Genomic DNA, 18,071 nt, shown 5'->3' on the forward strand with positions numbered 1-18,071 from the left:
CCGCGTGGGCTCAGGCCGCTATCGGCCGCTGGCTGCGCACCGCCTGGAGCAGCCCGACGCCCATCCAGACCGCGAACATCGAGGAACCGCCGTAGGAGACGAAGGGCAGCGGGATGCCCGCGACGGGCATGATGCCCAGGCACATCCCGATGTTCTCGAAGGCCTGGAAGGAGAACCAGGCGATGACCCCGGCCGCCACGATCGTCCCGTACAGGTCGGTCGCCTGGCGGGCGATCCGGCAGGCGCGCCAGAGGATCACGCCGACCAGGGCGATTATCGCCAGCGCGCCGACGAAGCCGAGTTCCTCACCGGCGACGGTGAACACGAAGTCGGTCTGCTGCTCCGGTACGAACTGTCCGACGGTCTGGGTGCCGTGGAACAGGCCCTTGCCGGTCAGTCCGCCCGAGCCGATCGCGATCCGGGCCTGCGCGGTGTTGTAGCCGACGCCGTTGGGGTCGAGCTGCGGGTTGGCGAAGGCCGCGAAGCGGTCGATCTGGTACTGGCTCAGCAGTCCGAGCTTCCAGATCGCGATGCTGCCGCCGACGCCGGCCGCGAGGATGCCGAGCACCCAGCGGTTGGGGGAGCCGGAGCCGAGCAGGATGCCCAGCACGATCGCGGACATCACCATGGTCGATCCGGCGTCCGGCATCAGCAGCACCAGGCCCATCGGCACACAGGCCCAGATGAGGCCCCGGAACACCGCCCGGTGCGAGGGGAAGTCGCGCTCTCCGGCGTCGACCTGGTCGGACAGCACGACCGCCATCGCCAGCACGATCGCGAGCTTCGCGAACTCGGCGGGCTGGATCGAGAAGCCGGCGCCGAGCTGGATCCACGAGTGGGCGCCGTTGACGGTCGAGCCGAGCGGGCTGAGCGTCGCCAGCAGCAGCACCATCACGGCGACGTAGATGAACGGCACCAGGGTGCGGACCCGCCGGGCTCCTATCGCTATCACCACGGCGCACAGCAGCAGGCCGATCACGAAGTTGGTGAGGTGCCGGTAGAGGAAGTACTGCGGGTCCCCGTGGGTGAGGTTGTCGCGCCCGCGGGTGGCCGACCAGACCAGCAGCGAGCTGCCGAGCGAGAGGGCCAGCGCGGCCAGCAGCAGTATCCAGTCCAGGCGCCACAGCGGCGAGTCCTTGGAGAGGGCCTTGGAGACGCCGGTGCGCTGCGGGGTCAGCCGCAGTTGCCGGTAGGAGCCGTAGGAGCTCATGCCCGTCCCCTTCCCGGGCGGTTCGGTTCGAGCGCGGCGTCGGTCGCGGTGTACGGCGCCGGGCTGTCGGCCGGCGGCGCCGGGTCGAGCCAGGCGGTCGCCGCAGCCGGGTCCGGTCCGGCGGACTGAGCGGACTGAGCGAGTTGCGCGGACTGGGTGTACTGCGCGAGCTGAGCCGGCTGAACAACCGGGACGGCCCGGTCTGCCTGGGCTGCCTGGGAGGCCCCGGCGGGCTGGACCGGCTGGACCACCGCGCCGGACGCCGGGTCGATCGTGTAGGCGGCCGGCTTGATGACCGCGGTGCCGTCCGGGTTGAACTTCGGCAGGTCGCCCTGCGGCGTCGGCAGCAGCGCCTTGCTGTTGTCGATGTTGCCCTTGTCGTCCACGCCGTACAGCGCCTGGTAGATCCGGCGGACGGAGTCACCGGAGCCGCCGGAGCCGGTGCCGCCCTGGCTGATCGTCATGATGATCGCGTAGTCCTTGCTGTACGTGGCCAGCCAGGAGGTGGTCTGCTTGCCCTCGACCTCGGCGGTGCCGGTCTTGGCGTGCAGCGCGATCTTGTCCTGCGGCCAGCCGGCCTGCGTGAACTTCCAGGCGGCGGTACCGCTCTTGACGACGCCCTCGGTGGCCTGGTTGATGTAGCTCAGCAACTTCTGGTCGCCGGGGAACTTGGCGTCCGCCTGCGGGGCGATCTCGCGGACGAGGTCCCCGCCGGGGCTTATCACGGCCTTGGCGACGGTCGGCCGGTAGAAGGTGCCGCCGTTGGCCAGCGCCGAGTAGATCCGGGCCATCTGTACCGGGGTGACGAGGGTGTCGCCCTGGCCGATCGCGAAGTTGACGGCGTCACCGGCGCGCATCTGGTAGCCGTCGACGCAGTTCTCCTTGGCGATCTGGTCGGAGAAGCTGTTGCCGCCCTTCTGCGCCTGCGCGCACCAGGCGTCCTTGTTGTTGTCGTAGAAGGACTGCTTCCACTGCCGGTCCGGCACCCGGCCGGCCACCTCGGAGGGCAGGTCGATGCCGGTCTTGGTGCCGAGGCCGAACTCGTGGGCGGTCTTGAAGAACCAGTCCGACGCGTCCTTCTTCGGCTTGATGCCACCGTCCTTCATCCACTGGTCGTACGCCAGGCCGTAGAAGACGGTGTCGCAGGAGACCTCCAGCGCCTTCTCCAGGGAGATGGCGCCGAAGTTCTCGCTCTCGAAGTTCTTGAACTCGCGGCCGCCGATGGTCATGCTCTTCGGGCACTGGTAGCTGCCGTCCAGCGAGTAGCCGGCCTGCACCGCGGCGGTGGTGGAGATGACCTTGAAGGTCGAGCCGGGGGCGGACTGACCCTGTATGGCGCGGTTCAGCAGCGGGAAGTTGGAGTCCTTGCTGGTCAGCGACTGGTAGTCCTTGCCGCTGATGCCGCCCACCCACAGGTTGGGGTCGTAGGTCGGGGCGCTCGCCATGGCGACGATCCGCCCGGTGTGCACGTCCATCACGACGGCGGCGCCGGAGTCGGCCTCGTAGTTGCGGTTGGTGACCTTGTCGAAGGTGTTCCGGGCGTCGGCCATGGCCTGCGCGAGGTTGTCCTCAACCACCTTCTGCACCCGGGCGTCGATGCTGGTGACCAGGTTGTTGCCGGTCTGCGGGGCGACCGTGCCGGCGGTGCCGATCACCCGGCCGAGGTTGTCCACCTCCAGCTTGGTGATGCCGGCGGTGCCGCGCAGGTCGCGGTCGTAGACCGACTCCAGGCCGGCCCGGCCGATCTGGTCGGCCGGCAGGTAGCGGTCCAGGCCGCTCTTGTCGGCGGTCTTGCTGACCTCGTCGTCGGTGACGGGCGAGAGGTAGCCGAGCACCTGGGCCAGGTTGGCGCCCTCCACACCGGTGTAGCGGCGCAGGGCGGTGGGCTGCGCGGTGACCCCGGGGAAGTCCTCGCGGCGCTCCATTATCTGCATCGCCTGCTGGGTGGTCGCCTCCTTGGTGACCGGGATCGGCTGGTACGGCGAACCGTTCCAGCAGGGCTGCGAGGTCTTGGCGTCGCAGAGGCGGACCTTCTCCTGCACGTCCTTGGCGGGCATGCCCAGCACGTCGGCGAGGCGGCCCAGCACCGCCTTGCCGCCGTCCTTCTGCTGCATCAGCGACGTCCGGCTGACGGACACCACCAGCCGGGTCTCGTTGCCGGCCAGGACGCGACCGGAGGCGTCCAGGATCTCGCCGCGGACGGACGGTTCGACCACTTCGCGGATGTGATTGCCGGTCGCCTTGGCGGTGTACTCCTTGGCGTTGCGGATCTGCAGGTACCACAGCCGTCCGCCGAGGGTGGCGAGCAGCGACAGCACCAGGATCTGCAGCACCACCAGACGGATCGTCACCCGCCGGGTTCGGCCGGTCTCGGGGATGTTGCTCACGTCTCGTGCGCTCCAGGATGCGGGGAGGTCGGGAGTTCTGGGGCGGCCCGGACGGGCCGGTTACGGGCGCCGGGCGAAGCCGGGAACGCGCCGCTTCTTGTACTTCGGGCCGGAGGAGACCTCACGCGTGGTGCGGTAGCGGGCCAGCGTGCCGAGGCCCGGGCCGCCCTCGTCGTCGTCACTGGCGGCGGTCATCGGATCGCGGCCGAAGCGGCGGCCGAGCAGCATCACCAGCGGCACCACGAACGGGGCCAGCAGCAGGTCGTACAGCAGGGCGCTGAGCACCAGGCCGACGAGGCCGACGTGCCGGGCCGCGGTGTCGCCGACCAGGGCGCCGACCATCGCGTACAGCAGGGTGGAGGCGATCGCCGCGGCGCCGACGACCAGCAGCGCGCTGGAGACGGACCGCTGGCGGCCGTGGTCCGGGCGCAGCAGCCCGGCGACGTAGCCCATCAGGCAGAGCACCAGGGCGTAGCGGCCGATGGCGTGGTCGGAGGGCGGGGCGAGGTCGGCGAGCAGGCCGGCCGCGAAGCCGACCAGGCAGCCGCCGGTGGGCCCGTAGACCATGGCCAGGCCGACCACGACGAGCAGCAGTATGTCCGGGGTCGCCCCGGGGAGCTGGAGCCGGCCGAACACGCTGACCTGGAGGACCAGTCCGACCAGGATGAGGACGGCGGAGACGGGGATGCGGGCGAGGCGCATGGCTCAGTTCCCCCCATTGGGCTTGGCGGGCGGGGCGGCGGGCCCGGAGGCCTGCGGCTGGGCGGGCGCGGCCGGGGCCTGGCTCTGGCCCGGGGTGGGGGCGGGCGGCAGGACGGCGTCGCGCGGGTCGCTGCGCGGCGGCACGACCACGACGCCGACCAGGTCCAGCCGGGTGAACTGGACGAACGGCTCGACCAGGACGGTCTTGGTCAGCTGGCCCGCGTTGGCCTGCACCTCGGTGACCTTGCCGACGGGGACGCCGGGTACGAACGGGCGGCCGCTCTGCGAGCCGAAGGTGACCAGCCGGTCGCCGGCCTTGACCTGCGCCTTGCCGTTGAGCAGGGAGACCTTCATCGGGCTGTCGCCGCCGCCGGAGGCGAAGCCGATCTCGCCGCTGCCCTCCAGCCGGGTGCCGGCCGAGAAGCCGGGGTCGGAGGCGAGCAGCACGGTGGCGGTGGTCGGCGCGACGGTGGTGATCCGGCCGACCAGGCCCTGGCCGTTGATCACGGTCATGTCGCGCGTGAGGCCGTCGTCGCTGCCGGCGTCGATGGTGATGGTCCAGGAGAAGCCCTGGGCCGGGCCGATCGCGATGACCTGGGCGGCCTTGACGGTGTAACCGCCGGCTCCGGCGGTGCGCAGCAGGTCGTCCAGCTGCTTGGTGCGCCCGGTGGCCATGTCGGAGGAGGCGAGCTTCTGTCGCAGTTCGGTGTTCTCGCGGGCGAGCTGATCGGTGCGGCCGCTGTTGGTGGCGGTGTCGCGGAAGGCGCGGACGGTGTCGGCGACGGGGTCGACGACGGTGGCGGCGCCGCGCTCGACCGGACCGAGGAGGTCGGCGGCCGCGTGCCGGGCCGGGCCGAGCGGTGAGTCCTCACCGCCCTTGATGTCCACGGTGATCAGCGCGAAGGCGACGGCCACCAGCAGGATGAGCAGCAGCCGGCTCTCTCGTGTGTCCCTCACGGTGCTGGTACTGCCCCTTCGTACCTGGCGACCGCCCGGGGCTGTGGGGCCCGGGCGGTCGCCCGTTCAGTCGAGTGTCGGATTGTCTCGTCGTGGTGCTAACGGCGCGGCTGGGCGTCCAGTACCTGCTGGAGCGCCTCGAACTCCTCGACGCACTTGCCGGAGCCGAGCGCGACGGAGTCGAGCGGGTTCTCGGCGATGTGGATCGGCATGCCGGTCTCGCGGCGCAGCCGCTCGTCCAGGCCGCGGAGCAGGGCGCCGCCGCCGGTGAGCACGATGCCGCGGTCCATGACGTCGCCGGCCAGTTCGGGCGGGCACTGGTCGAGGGTGGTCTTGACCGCGTCGATGATCGAGTTGACCGGTTCGTCGATGGCTTCGCGGACCTCGGCGGCGGAGATGACGACGGTCTTCGGCAGGCCGCTGACGAGGTCGCGGCCGCGGATCTCGGCGTGTTCGTCCTTCTCGCCTTCGAGGCCGTAGGCGCTGCCGATGCTCATCTTGATCTGCTCGGCGCTGCGCTCGCCGAGGAGGAGGGAGTACTCCTTCTTGATGTGCTGGACGATGGCGTTGTCCAGTTCGTCGCCGGCGACCCGGATGGACTGGGCGGTGACGATGCCGCCGAGGGAGATCACGGCGACCTCGGTGGTGCCGCCGCCGATGTCGACGACCATGTTGCCGGTGGCCTCGTGGACCGGCAGGCCGGCGCCGATCGCGGCGGCCATCGGCTCCTCGATGATGTGCACCTGGCGCGCGCCGGCCTGCGAGGAGGCCTCGATGACGGCGCGGCGCTCGACGCCGGTGATGCCGGAGGGCACGCAGACGACGACGCGGGGGCGGGCGAGGTAGCGGCGGCGGTGGATCTTGAGGATGAAGTAGCGCAGCATCCGCTCGGTGATCTCGAAGTCGGCGATCACGCCGTCCTTGAGCGGGCGGATGGCGACGATGTTGCCGGGCGTGCGGCCGATCATCTTCTTGGCCTCGGCGCCGACCGCCAGGATGCCGCCGGTGTTGGTGTTCACCGCGACGACTGACGGCTCATTGAGGACGATCCCCTTGCCCCTGACGTACACCAGCGTGTTGGCAGTTCCGAGGTCGATCGCCAAGTCGCGGCCGATGAACGACAGGTTGCTCGCCATGGGGTGTGGGTGCCTTCCCGGGCTCGGAGTTCATGGAGGGTGGACGAAACGCGCGCCCACGCTTGGGCGGAGACCAGCTGAGCTGCCTTACCGGGCCCTTGAGTCGCGTCCATCGTAGTCACGCCGCGCGGAACGGACATCGACGTGGGGCATACCGTCCATTGTCCGGAGGGTGATCGCTTCTCCGAGCATTGGGACGCCGTGTCGGCATCCTCAGTTCCCTATTTCCCGATAAGAATGCCCCGGCCGGGCCAATGGTCCCGACCGGGGCGGTGCCGAGGTCCTCCGGGTGCCCGGAAGGGCTCAGGCGTGCGCCGGGAAGAAGATCTTGATCTCGCGCTCGGCGGACTCCGGGGAGTCGGAGGCGTGGATCAGGTTCTCGCGGGTGATGGTCGCGTAGTCGCCGCGGATGGTGCCGGCCCCGGCGTCCAGCGGGTTGGTGGCACCGGCCAGCATGCGGATGCCCTTCACGACCTCCTCGCCCTCGACGATCATCGCGATCGACGGGCCGGAGGTCATGAACTCCAGCAGCGGCTCGTAGAACGGGCGGCCGACGTGCTCCTCGTAGTGCCGCTCCAGCGTCGCCCGGTCGAAGGTGCGCAGTTCCATGGCGGCGAGCTGCCACCCGGCCTTGCGCTCGATGCGGCTGATGATCTCGCCGGCCAGGCCGCGGCGGACGGCGTCGGGCTTGAGCAGGACGAGAGTGCGCTGGGACACGGTGCGTCTCCTGGGGAGTCGGTTCGGCAGACAGTCGGGTCGCGAGGCGGGAGCCGACAGGGCAGAGATTACCTTGCGTACACGGCGTGTCGGTGCGCCGGTCCGGTCCCGTGGCCGGTAGGGCCGCGGCCTCAGGCCCGGGCGGCCACCCGGGCCTCGGCGGCCGCGCGGGCGGCCTTGAAGGCGTCCACCTTGCGGCCGTAGTGCACCGAGCACCACCACAGGCCGGCGAAGACCACGCCGAGGCCGAACATGGTCGGCAGGATGAAGCCGGCGGCGATCAGACCGGCCTGCAGCACCCAGCCGATCTGCACCGCGCCGGGGCGGTTGATCATGCCGCAGAGCGCGAGGCACAGCGCCATCGCGATGCCGCTGACGATCCACACCGTGGCGGTGGAGACGCTGGAGAGCCGCATCGCGACCAGCGCCGCGAACATGATCAGCAGCGCCTCGCCGATCAGCGTCGAGGAGCAGAGCGTCCTCATGTCACTTCCTCCCGAGCAGCAGGCGGGCCTCGCCCACCGTGATGACCGAACCGGTGACCAGCACCCCGGCACCGCCGAGGTCGCCCCCCTCCTCGGCCAGGGTGACGGCGGCGGCGATGGCGTCGTCGAGCCGCGGCTCGACCTGGACGCGGTCCTCGCCGAAGACCTCGACGGCCAGGGCCGCGAGCGCGTCCACGTCCATCGCGCGGTGGGTGGAGTTCTGGGTGATGACGACATCGGCCAGGATCGGCTCGAAGGCCTCCAGCAGGCCCGCCACGTCCTTGTCCCCGGAGGTGGCGATCACGCCGACCAGGCGGGTGAAGCCGAAGGACTCGGAGAGCGCGGCGACGGTGGCCCGGGCGCCGTGCGGGTTGTGCGCGGCGTCCAGGACGATCGTGGGGCTGCGGCGGACGACCTCCAGGCGGCCCGGCGAGGAGACGCCGGAGAAGGCCTGGCGGACCTTGTCGACGTCGAGCTGCCCGCCGCGGGCGCCGCCGACGCCGAAGAAGGCCTCGACCGCGCCCAGCGCGAGCGCCGCGTTGTGCGCCTGGTGCTCGCCGTGCAGCGGGATGAAGAGGTCCTCGTACTCCTCGCCGCCGAGCCCGCGCAGCGTCACCAGCTGGCCGCCGACCGCGAGCTCACGGCGCATCACGCCGAACTCCATGCCCTCGCGGGCGACGGTGGCGTCCACCTCGACGGCACGGCGCAGGATGGTCTCGGCGGCGTCCAGCGGCTGCTGGGCGACCACGGCGACGGCACCGGACTTGATGATCCCGGACTTCTCGACCGCGATCTCCCCGGTGGTCTCGCCGAGCTTGTCGGTGTGGTCCAGCCCGATCGGGGTGATCACGGAGACCACGGCGTCGATGACGTTGGTGGCGTCCCAGGAGCCGCCCATGCCGACCTCGACCACGGCGACGTCCACCGGCGCGTCCGCGAAGGCCGCGTAGGCCATGCCGGTCAGCACCTCGAAGAAGGACATCGGCACCGGCTGCGCCGCGTCGACCATCCGCACGTAGGGCTCGATGTCGCGGTAGACCTCGACGAAGCGCTCCGGGCTGATCGGGGCGCCGTCCAGGCTGATCCGCTCGGTGACGGTCTCCACGTGCGGGCTGGTGTAGCGGCCGGTGCGCAGCTCGAAGGCGTTGAGCAGCTGCTCGATCATCCGGGCGGTGGAGGTCTTGCCGTTGGTGCCGGTGATGTGGATGGACGGGAAGGACCGCTGGGGCTGGCCCAGGATGTCCATCAGCGCCTCGATCCGGTCGAGCGAGGGCTCCAGCTTGTTCTCCGGCCAGCGCTTGGAGAGTTCCAGCTCGACGTCGCGCAGGGCGTCGCCGGGGCCGGCGTCGGCGTCGGCGTCGGCGGGGCGGAGGGTGTACGGATTCGGGTCGGCCTTGTCGCTCACGACCACAGTCTACGGAGCTGCGGCGGCCCGTCCTCACAGGACGAGAGCGGGGGCGGCGGCCCGGGTGGCAGCCCGGGTGGCGACCAGGGTGGCGGCGGGGGTGAGAACGGCCACTTTGTCCGCCTTGGCCCCATGAAGCCGGTTTACTCCCTTTACCATTCCTTTAGCGATCTGAACGGCAATGAAGCATCGATTCGCATCCCCCAGGAGCCGAGAGCCTTTGATCATGAGGAGTACCGCGCCATGTCCGACCTCCTGCACGACTGGATCGTGCTCCGCCAGGAGGAGATCGTCTGGTTCGCCGGACTGATCTCGCTGGCCCTCGTCGGCTACATGACCCTCGTCTTCGGACGCTTCCTCGTGTACTGGGCCGGGTCCCGCCACGCCTTCCGGCACAACGAGCCCGCCGAACCCGGCGACCCGTCCCTCTTCCAGTGGCACCTGGTCATCCCGTGCCGCGACGAGGAGGCCGTCGTCACCCAGACCCTGGACGGCCTGCGGGCCGCCGCGCCCGAGGCCCACCTGTGGGTGATCGACGACGACAGCGAGGACGCCACCCGGGACCTCGTGCTCGCCGCCGCGGCCCGCGACCCGCGCGTCCACCTCGTCCAGCGCCGCCGCCCGCACGCCCGGATCGGCAAGGGCGCCGCCCTCAACGCCGCCTACCGCGAGATCTCCGCCTGGCTGCCCGAGTCCACCGACCGCTCCCGCGTGGTGATCGGCGTGGTCGACGCCGACGGCCGGCTCGACCCGGGCACCCTCGGCCAGGTCTGCAACCCCAAGGCGCTCGCCCGCCCCGACACCGGCGCGGTCCAGATCGGCGTGCGGATGCGCAACGCCGACGACGAACGCCCGCTGCCCGGCCGTGGCCGCACCGCCAACGCCCTCGCCCGCGCCCTGGTCCGGATGCAGGACATCGAGTTCCAGGCCAACAACGCCGGGATGCAGCTGCTCCGCCGCCGCACCGGCAGCGTCGGCCTCGGCGGCAACGGCCAGTTCGTCCGGCTGACCGCCCTCGACTCGCTCACCGCCGAGGAGGGCCGGGCCGGCCGCCCCTGGCCCGAACGCGCCCTGCTGGAGGACTACGAGTCCGGCCTCGACCTGCGGCTGGCCGGCTGGCGGCTCACCCACGTCACCGAGGCCCAGGTCTCCCAGGAGGGCCTGATCTCGCTGCGCCGCTTCCTCACCCAGCGCACCCGCTGGGCCCAGGGCAACATGCAGTGCCTGCGCTACACCGGCCGGGTGCTGCGCTCTCCGCACTACACCCGGGCCGGCAAGGCCGAGGTGATGTACACCTTCCTCCAGCCCGTGGTCTGCGTGCTGCTGGTGCTGCTCTTCCCGCTCTCGCTCGGGATCACCGCCGCCGGGCTGGTGCTCTTCCCCGCCGAGACCGCCGAGTTCCAGCTCCGCTTCGGCCCCTGGATGCTGCTCGCCTTCGTGCTCGCCACCCTGCCGATGGTGTTCTGGGGCCTCGCCTACCGCAAGCACGTCCACGGCGACCGCACCCGGCTCACCGGACTGCTGTGGGGCGTCCTGGTCTGGCTCTACGCCTACCACCTCTTCGTGGTCGCCACCCGGGCCGCCGTCCGGATCCTGCTGGGCCGCAACGGCTGGGCCAAGACCCGGCGCAACGCCGAGAAGGTCGCCGTCGGCGCCCCCACCGCACTCGAGTCCTGAGCCGCCGCGCTTCCCCCCTCTCCCCCCTCCCTCCCCGCGCCCCTGCCCCGCCCCTTCGGAGCCCGCCATGAGCATGTGCCTGCCCCCGTCCAGCGTCGCCGTCGTCCTCGGCACCCGCCCCGAGCTCGTCAAGCTCGCCCCGCTGATCCACGAACTCGGCGACGCCACCCGACTGGTGCACACCGGCCAGCACTGGGACGAGGCGATGTCGGGCCGGTTCCTGCGCGACCTCGACCTGCCCCGGCCGGAGCTGCTCACGGGCGTCGGCGGCCGCCCCCGGGCCGGCCAGATCGCCCAGTCCCTCGGCCAGCTGGACGCCGCCTTCGCCGAGGACCGCCCCGCCGCCGTCGTCGTCCAGGGCGACACCAACGCCACCCTCGCCGGGGCCCTGGCCGCCAACGCCCGGGAGATCCCGCTGGTGCACGTCGAAGCCGGGCTGCGCAGCTACGACCGGGCGATGCCCGAGGAGCACAACCGGGTGATGGTCGACCACGTCTCCGACCTGCTCTGCGCCGCCACCGAGGACAACGTCGCCAACCTGCGCACCGAGTCGCTCGACCCGGACCGGATCGCGCTCACCGGCAACACCGTGGTCGAGGTGGTCCGCCGCCAGCTGCCGGACCGGGCCACCCGCGCCGCGCTGCTCGCCGCCCACGGGCTGCGCCCGGACGCGTACGTGCTGGCCACCGTGCACCGCCCGGAGAACACCGACACCGCCGAGGCGCTCGGCGCCGTGCTCGCCGAGCTGGACCGGATCGCCCGGTCCGGCACTCCGGTGCTGTTCCCGATGCACCCGCGCACCCGCGCGGCCGTCGAGCGCTTCGGCCTGGACGGCCTGCTGGAGCGCCTGGCCGTCACCGGACCGGTCGGCTACGGCGACTTCCTGGGCCTGGCGAGCCACGCGGCGCTGCTGGTCTCCGACTCCGGCGGCGTGCAGGAGGAGTGCACCGTGCTCGGGCGCCCGCTGCTGGTGGTGCGCCGCTCCACCGAACGCCCGGAGGCGATGGCCGCGGGCTTCGCGGCGCTGGTGCGGCCGGACGCGGAGCTCGGTGAACTGGCCCGCGCCTGGCTGTCCGACACTCCCGAGCGGCTGGCCCGGCTGGCCGCCACCCCCAGCCCGTACGGCGACGGGCTCGCCTCGGCCCGGATCGCCGCGCTGACCGCCGCGCTCGCCGGCCGCGGCGCGGAAGCGGCGGCGCCGCGGGCCGCGTAGGCCGTCCGGCGGCCGGAGCGGATCAGACCCCCGCCCGGGCCTCCGGGACGTGCACGGCATGGCCGTGCCGGCGGCGCAACTCGGCGGTGATCTCGGCGAGTTCGCCCTCCGGAAGGAGCGGCAGCATCATCGCCACGCCCTGCAGCAGACCGCCCAGCAGGTAGGTGGTGTCCGCCGTCGCGGCGACCAGGCCGCGGACCTCGGCCACCGCGCCGGCCGCGACCGCCTCGATCAGCTGGGCGGCGTTCGCGGACTCCTCGTCCACCTGGACGGCGCCGGTGTCCTCCGGGGCCCGCCGGGCCATCGCCCGGAGCACCCGGTCCCCGACCTCGGGGGCGTACGCCTTGCGGACGGCCTCGGCGGCGATCCAGGCGAGCAGGGTGGTCACCTCCCGCTCGACGTTCTCCTCGAACAGCAGGTCCAGTTCGTGGTCGAACGCGATCTGGTTCCCGTGCCGGAAGGCGAGCAGCAGCGTCGCCGCCCTGGCCTTGGCCTCCTCGACCGCCGCGGCAGGCAGTTCCTCGGCCAACTCCTGGGTCACCACCACGCCATGCCCTCCCGTCCGTCGTTCAGCATGAACGCTCAGCAGAAACGCCCTTCGGAAACTCCGTGCACACCGTACACATCCGAACCTGCAAACTTCCGCGAACGCGCGCGGGCAAGACCGGAATCAATTCGCTCGGAATAGGACGTCACCCGGTCCAGGATGAATATTCGTCAGAAGGGAGCAAGGTTGCTGCTCTGTTAGGCGTAGCGCAGGGGCGTCCCGGCGAGCGCCCGGAAAACGGCCGAGGGGCCGCACCCCGCGTGTCGCGGAGTGCGGCCCCTCGGCGGGAGCGTCCGACTCAGCCCTGCGGCAGTGCCGCGAGCTGGGCGGTGATCCGGGCGATGTCCGCCTCGGCGGCCTCCTGGCGGATCCGGATCTTGGCGACCACCTCGTCCGGCGCCTTGGCCAGGAAGGCCTCATTGCCGAGCTTGGCGGTGGTCTGCGCCTTCTCCTTCTCGGCGGCCGCGAGGTCCTTGGCGAGGCGCTTGCGCTCCGCCGCGACGTCGATGGTGCCGGAGAGGTCCAGCGAGACGGTGGCGCCGGCGACCGGCAGCGAGGCGGTGGCCGCGAAGCCCTCCTCGGGGACGGTCAGGCGCAGCAGCGAGCGGATCGCGTCCTCGTGGGCGGCCAGCGCCGTGCCGTCCAGTTCCAGCTTGGCCGGGACGCGCTGACCCGGCTTGAGGCCCTGGTCCGTGCGGAACCGGCGGACCTCGGTGACGACCTGCTGCAGCGTGGCGATCTCCGCCTCGGCTTCGGCGTCGCGGTAGCCGCTGTCGGCCGGCCAGTCGGCGATGACCACCGACTCGGCGCCGGTGAGCGTCGTCCACAGCGTCTCGGTGACGAAGGGGACGATCGGGTGCAGCAGCCGCAGGGTGACGTCCAGGACCTCGCCGAGCACCCGGCGCGCGGCGTCGGCCTGCGGGCCGCCCTTGGCCAGGGTGGTCTTGGAGAGCTCGACGTACCAGTCGAAGACCTCGTCCCAGGCGAAGTGGTACAGCGCCTCGGAGAGCTTGGAGAACTGGTAGTCCTCGTACAGCCCGTCCACCTCGGCGACGGTGCTGTTCAGGCGGGACAGGATCCAGCGGTCGCTCGCGGTCAGCTCCTCCGGCGCGGGGAGCGGGCCCTCGACGGTGGCGCCGTTCATCAGCGCGAAGCGGGTGGCGTTCCAGATCTTGTTGGCGAAGTTGCGGGCCGCCTGGACCCAGTCCTCGCCGATCGGCACGTCGACGCCCGGGTTGGCGCCGCGCGCGAGCGTGAAGCGCAGCGCGTCGGAGCCGTACTTGTCCATCCAGTCCAGCGGATTGACCACGTTTCCGAAGGACTTCGACATCTTCTTGCCGTTCTGGTCACGGACCATGCCGTGCAGCGCGATGGTGTGGAACGGCGGGGTGCCGTCCATCGCGTAGAGGCCGAACATCATCATCCGGGCGACCCAGAAGAACAGGATGTCGTAGCCGGTGACCAGGACGGAGTTCGGGTAGAACTTCGCGAGGCTCTCGGTCCGCTCCGGCCAGCCGAGCGTGGAGAACGGCCACAGGCCGGAGGAGAACCAGGTGTCCAGGACGTCGGTGTCCTGGTGCCAGCCCTCGCCGGCGGGGGGCTGCTCGTCCGGGCCGACGCAGACGACCTCGCCGTTCGGGCCGTACCAGACCGGGATGCGGTGGCCCCACCACAGCTGGCGCGAGATGCACCAGTCGTGCAGGTTGTCGACCCAGTCGAAGTACCGCTTCTCCATCTCCTGCGGGTGGATCTTGACCTTGCCGTCGCGGACGGCGTCCCCGGCGGCCTTCGCCAGCGGGCCGACCTTGACCCACCACTGCATGGACAGCCGCGGCTCGATGGTGGTCTTGCAGCGCGAGCAGTGGCCCACCGAGTGGACGTACGGGCGCTTCTCGGCGACGATCCGGCCCTCGGCGCGCAGCGCGGCGACGATCGCCGAACGGGCCTCCAGGCGGTCCAGCCCGAGGAAGGGGCCGTGCGCGGTGATGACGGCGTGCTCGTCCATCACGGCGATGTTCGGCAGGTTGTGCCGCTGGCCGATCTCGAAGTCGTTCGGGTCGTGCGCGGGCGTCACCTTGACCGCGCCGGTACCGAACTCCGGGTCGACGTGGGCGTCGGCGACGACCGGGATGCGGCGACCGGTCAGCGGAAGCTCGATCTCGGTGCCGACCAGGTGCTTGTAGCGCTCGTCCTCCGGGTGGACGGCGACCGCGGTGTCACCCAGCATCGTCTCGGCGCGGGTGGTGGCGACGACGATCGAGTTCTCGCCCTCGCCGTAGCGGATCGAGACCAGCTCGCCGTCGTCGTCCTGGTACTCCACCTCGATGTCCGAGATGGCGGTCAGGCAGCGCGGGCACCAGTTGATGATGCGCTCGGCGCGGTAGATCAGCTCGTCGTCGAAGAGCTTCTTGAAGATGGTCTGGACGGCCTGGGAGAGGCCCTCGTCCATGGTGAACCGCTCGCGGGACCAGTCCACGCCGTCGCCGAGGCGGCGCATCTGGCCGGAGATCTGACCGCCGGACTCCGCCTTCCACTTCCAGACGCGCTCGACGAAGGCCTCGCGGCCCAGGTCGTGGCGGGACTTGCCTTCCTTGGCGAGCTCACGCTCGACCACGTTCTGGGTGGCGATGCCGGCGTGGTCCATGCCCGGCTGCCACAGCGCCTCGAAGCCCTGCATCCGCTTGCGGCGGACCAGCGCGTCGATCAGCGTGTGCTCGAAGGCGTGGCCCAGGTGCAGGCTGCCGGTGACGTTCGGCGGGGGGATGACGATGGTGAACGGGGGCTTGTCGCTCTTCGCGTCCGCGGTGAAGTAGCCACGCTCTACCCAGCGCTCGTACAGCTCGCCCTCTACGTCCGCGGGGGTGTAGGTCGTCGGGAGGGTTGCCGCATCGTCCCCGGTGGTGCTCACGGGGCGCTGGTTCGTCGTGTCGGTCACGACGCACAGTTTACGTAACCCCGGTCCTGGTCACGAACCGCTTTCGGCGCCCGTACCCGCCCCGCCCGGACGCCCCGTCCGCGGGCGCGTGCGGTAGCGTGCCCGGACACTCGTCCGGGCGACGGACGGGCACGGAACTGGTACCCACACCACGATCGGCCGCGGGTGCGGCGGGGGAGCACGAGGACAGATGTACGGCCAGGGACAGCAGGATCCGCAGGGCCGGCCCTACGGCGGCCAGCCCCACGGCGGTCAGCCCTACGGCGGCCAGCCCTACGGTGGTCAGCCCTACGGCGCGCCACCGCCGCAGCAGCCCTACGGCCCTCCGCAGCCGCAGTACGGCTACCCTCCGCAGCAGCCGCCCTACGGCGCACCGCAGCAGCCGTACGGCGTGCCCCCGCAGGCGCCGTACGGGCAGCCGGGCTACCCGACGCAGCCGCAGAAGGGCAAGGGCGGTCTGGTGATCGGCCTGGTGATCGGCGCGCTGGTGCTGGGCGGCGGCGGTTTCGCGGCCTGGAAGTTCCTCGGCGGCAGTGACGCGGGCGGCCAGTACAAGCTGACCGCCCCGCAGACGCTGCTGGACGGCTACGTCCAGAAGTCGGCGAAGGAGGAGGCCGCCGACATGAGCAAGCCCGACGTGGCGAAGGTCGGCAAGGACCTGCACGCGTTGGGCGCCAGCTACAGCAAGGGCACCGACGTCAAGAACCTGGACTCGCTGTCGGTGCTCGGCATCTACGGGAACCTCAACGACCCGGACCAGATCATCGCCGACTCGAAGAGCACCAGCGGCGGGGTGACCTGGACGACGCCGATGACCGACTACCCGGCGAAGGACAGCCACGCCTCCTCGGGCAGGCTCAGCTGCGGCGTCATGACCCTCATCGCCGGCAAGACCGGCTCCGCGGTCTGCGTGTGGGCGGACAAGTCCACCTACGGCCGGGTCACCTTCACCAAGATGAGCCTGACCGCCACCGGCGACAACGGCTCCCAGCCCATCACCCCGGAGCAGGCCGCGGAGAAGACCCGGGCGATCCGCGACGCCATGAAGGTCGCCCGGTAACCCGGTAACCCGCGCACCCGACGCGCAGGGGCCCCGCACCGGTCCGGTGCGGGGCCCCTCGCGTGACGGCCGTGGGTCAGGCGCTCTTCTCGCGGCGCTCGCGCTTGATCATGTCGCGCGGGACGAGGGTGGGGATGGCGTGCTTGGAGACCACGTCCCCGGTGACCACCACGCGGGCGACGTCCTGGCGCGAGGGGACCTCGTACATCACGGACATCAGCACCTCCTCCATGATGGCCCGCAGACCGCGCGCTCCGGTGCCGCGCAGGATCGCCTGGTCGGCGATCGCCTCCAGCGCGTCCCGGGAGAACTCCAGCTCGACGCCGTCCAGTTCGAAGAGCTTGCGGTACTGCTTGACCAGCGCGTTCTTCGGCTCGGTGAGGATCTGCAGCAGCGCCTCGCGGTCGAGGTTGTGCACGCTGGTGATCACCGGCAGACGGCCGATGAACTCGGGGATCATGCCGAACTTCACCAGGTCCTCCGGCATCACCTGGCGGAAGTGGTCGCTGGCGTCCGACTCGCGCTTGGAGCGGATGTTGGCGCCGAAGCCGATGCCCTTGGCGCCCGCGCGGCCCTCGATGATCCGCTCCAGGCCGGCGAACGCGCCGCCGACGATGAACAGCACGTTGGTGGTGTCGATCTGGATGAACTCCTGGTGCGGGTGTTTGCGCCCGCCCTGCGGCGGCACCGAGGCGGTGGTGCCCTCCAGGATCTTCAGCAGCGCCTGCTGCACGCCCTCGCCGGAGACGTCCCGGGTGATCGACGGGTTCTCGCTCTTGCGCGCGACCTTGTCGATCTCGTCGATGTAGATGATCCCGGTCTCGGCCTTCTTGACGTCGTAGTCGGCCGCCTGGATCAGCTTGAGCAGGATGTTCTCGACGTCCTCGCCGACGTAGCCGGCCTCGGTCAGCGCGGTGGCGTCCGCGATCGCGAACGGCACGTTCAGCATCCGGGCGAGGGTCTGCGCCAGCAGCGTCTTGCCGGAGCCGGTGGGGCCCAGCAGCAGGATGTTGGACTTGGCCAGCTCGATGGCGTCGTCGCGGCCGTTGCCGCCGCTGCGGCCCGCCTCGCCGGCCTGGACGCGCTTGTAGTGGTTGTAGACCGCCACCGACAGCGCCTTCTTGGCGAGGTCCTGGCCCACCACGTACTGGTCGAGGAACTCGTAGATCTCGCGCGGCTTCGGCAGCTCCTCGAAGCGGACCTCGGAGGTCTCGGCGAGTTCCTCCTCGATGATCTCGTTGCACAGGTCGATGCACTCGTCGCAGATGTACACGCCTGGGCCGGCGATCAGCTTCTTCACCTGCTTCTGCGACTTGCCGCAGAACGAGCACTTGAGCAGGTCGCCACCGTCTCCGATGCGTGCCACGAGGTGCTTCCCCTTCGCCAGGGGCCCCGCGGGGGTCCGGGGCCTGGTGCTGTGGACCGTCCGCGCCGACGGCGCTCGGTCTCGCTATCCGACGGTACTCTGCCGGGCCCGTGATTCCGTCCTCTTCGCCGGGTCTGCCCTACGCCCTGGGCGAATTGATACCGAACAGATGCCGTGACAGGAGCCGCCGACGGGTCGGGGGGGGGGGGGGGGGGGGGGGGGGGGGGGGGGGGGGCAAGTGTGGTGCGCCCCCTTCGCACGCGGGAGTGTGATA

Annotated in this window: 14 protein-coding genes; 3 read left to right on the plus strand and 11 right to left on the minus strand. The window is 71.2% G+C overall.

Annotation, left to right across the window (positions count from 1 at the left end):
• Positions 1–10: 10 nt before the first annotated feature.
• From rodA to folC, 8 genes are all read right to left on the minus strand, one after another.
• Entirely contained in the window at positions 11–1,210 is a 1,200-nt protein-coding gene (gene rodA / locus ACZ4WV_RS30405) for a rod shape-determining protein RodA (RefSeq protein ID WP_465751851.1), read from the minus strand.
• The gene (gene mrdA / locus ACZ4WV_RS30410) at positions 1,207–3,597 is read right to left on the minus strand and encodes a penicillin-binding protein 2 (protein WP_465751852.1); all 2,391 of its coding nucleotides are present in this window, start codon (positions 3,595–3,597) and stop codon (positions 1,207–1,209) included. Before mrdA ends, rodA begins: the two co-directional genes overlap by 4 nt.
• A gap of 60 nt (positions 3,598–3,657) precedes the next feature.
• Positions 3,658–4,299: a rod shape-determining protein MreD gene (gene mreD / locus ACZ4WV_RS30415; protein WP_465751853.1), complete on the minus strand. Its 642-nt coding sequence runs from the start codon at positions 4,297–4,299 to the stop codon at positions 3,658–3,660.
• A gap of 3 nt (positions 4,300–4,302) precedes the next feature.
• Positions 4,303–5,256, minus strand: coding sequence for a rod shape-determining protein MreC (mreC, locus tag ACZ4WV_RS30420; RefSeq protein ID WP_465751854.1), 954 nt, complete (start codon positions 5,254–5,256; stop codon positions 4,303–4,305).
• A 98-nt stretch (positions 5,257–5,354) separates the two neighbouring features.
• Entirely contained in the window at positions 5,355–6,380 is a 1,026-nt protein-coding gene (locus tag ACZ4WV_RS30425) for a rod shape-determining protein (RefSeq protein WP_329931217.1), read from the minus strand.
• A gap of 315 nt (positions 6,381–6,695) precedes the next feature.
• The gene (gene ndk, locus ACZ4WV_RS30430; protein WP_465751855.1) at positions 6,696–7,109 is read right to left on the minus strand and encodes a nucleoside-diphosphate kinase; all 414 of its coding nucleotides are present in this window, start codon (positions 7,107–7,109) and stop codon (positions 6,696–6,698) included.
• 131 nt (positions 7,110–7,240) lie between these two features.
• A complete protein-coding gene (locus tag ACZ4WV_RS30435; protein ID WP_465751856.1) occupies positions 7,241–7,594 on the minus strand; it encodes a DUF4233 domain-containing protein in 354 nt (117 codons plus the stop codon).
• A 1-nt stretch (position 7,595) separates the two neighbouring features.
• Positions 7,596–8,999: a bifunctional tetrahydrofolate synthase/dihydrofolate synthase gene (gene folC, locus ACZ4WV_RS30440; protein WP_465751857.1), complete on the minus strand. Its 1,404-nt coding sequence runs from the start codon at positions 8,997–8,999 to the stop codon at positions 7,596–7,598.
• A 243-nt stretch (positions 9,000–9,242) separates the two neighbouring features.
• Between folC and ACZ4WV_RS30445 the strand changes: the two genes are divergently transcribed.
• Together ACZ4WV_RS30445 and wecB are read left to right on the plus strand one after the other, a co-directional pair.
• Complete coding sequence (locus tag ACZ4WV_RS30445; protein ID WP_465751858.1) at positions 9,243–10,676, plus strand: glycosyltransferase family 2 protein; 1,434 nt, start codon at positions 9,243–9,245, stop codon at positions 10,674–10,676.
• A gap of 73 nt (positions 10,677–10,749) precedes the next feature.
• Positions 10,750–11,889 carry a non-hydrolyzing UDP-N-acetylglucosamine 2-epimerase gene (wecB, locus tag ACZ4WV_RS30450; RefSeq protein ID WP_465751863.1) on the plus strand — a complete coding sequence of 380 codons (1,140 nt, stop codon included), beginning with the start codon at positions 10,750–10,752 and terminating at the stop codon, positions 11,887–11,889.
• Between the two features lie 22 nt (positions 11,890–11,911).
• Here wecB and ACZ4WV_RS30455 read toward each other — a convergent pair whose 3' ends face one another.
• Positions 11,912–12,436 carry a hypothetical protein gene (locus ACZ4WV_RS30455; protein ID WP_465751859.1) on the minus strand — a complete coding sequence of 175 codons (525 nt, stop codon included), beginning with the start codon at positions 12,434–12,436 and terminating at the stop codon, positions 11,912–11,914.
• A gap of 298 nt (positions 12,437–12,734) precedes the next feature.
• Entirely contained in the window at positions 12,735–15,371 is a 2,637-nt protein-coding gene (locus ACZ4WV_RS30460) for a valine--tRNA ligase (RefSeq protein ID WP_465751860.1), read from the minus strand.
• 190 nt (positions 15,372–15,561) lie between these two features.
• On the opposite strand from ACZ4WV_RS30460, the gene ACZ4WV_RS30465 reads away from it, so the two are divergent.
• Positions 15,562–16,431, plus strand: a complete 870-nt coding sequence (locus tag ACZ4WV_RS30465; protein WP_465751861.1) for a hypothetical protein — start codon at positions 15,562–15,564, stop codon at positions 16,429–16,431.
• A 76-nt stretch (positions 16,432–16,507) separates the two neighbouring features.
• Here the strand turns inward: ACZ4WV_RS30465 and clpX are convergent, their stop codons facing one another.
• On the minus strand, positions 16,508–17,797 hold the full coding sequence (gene clpX, locus ACZ4WV_RS30470; protein WP_196950255.1) for an ATP-dependent Clp protease ATP-binding subunit ClpX: 1,290 nt from the start codon (positions 17,795–17,797) through the stop codon (positions 16,508–16,510).
• Between the last annotated feature and the right edge of the window lie 274 nt (positions 17,798–18,071).

Source organism: Kitasatospora sp. NPDC029312 (assembly GCF_055569215.1).

Bases quoted from the DNA above. Each gene is read 5' to 3' on its own strand.
- rodA (WP_465751851.1), bottom strand. From the start codon at position 1,210: ATGAGCTCCTACGGCTCCTACCGGCAACTGCGGCTGACCCCGCAGCGC.
- wecB (WP_465751863.1), top strand. From the start codon at position 10,750: ATGTGCCTGCCCCCGTCCAGCGTCGCCGTCGTCCTCGGCACCCGCCCC.
- ACZ4WV_RS30435 (WP_465751856.1), bottom strand. From the start codon at position 7,594: ATGAGGACGCTCTGCTCCTCGACGCTGATCGGCGAGGCGCTGCTGATC.
- ACZ4WV_RS30465 (WP_465751861.1), top strand. From the start codon at position 15,562: ATGTACGGCCAGGGACAGCAGGATCCGCAGGGCCGGCCCTACGGCGGC.
- mreD (WP_465751853.1), bottom strand. From the start codon at position 4,299: ATGCGCCTCGCCCGCATCCCCGTCTCCGCCGTCCTCATCCTGGTCGGA.
- ACZ4WV_RS30445 (WP_465751858.1), top strand. From the start codon at position 9,243: ATGTCCGACCTCCTGCACGACTGGATCGTGCTCCGCCAGGAGGAGATC.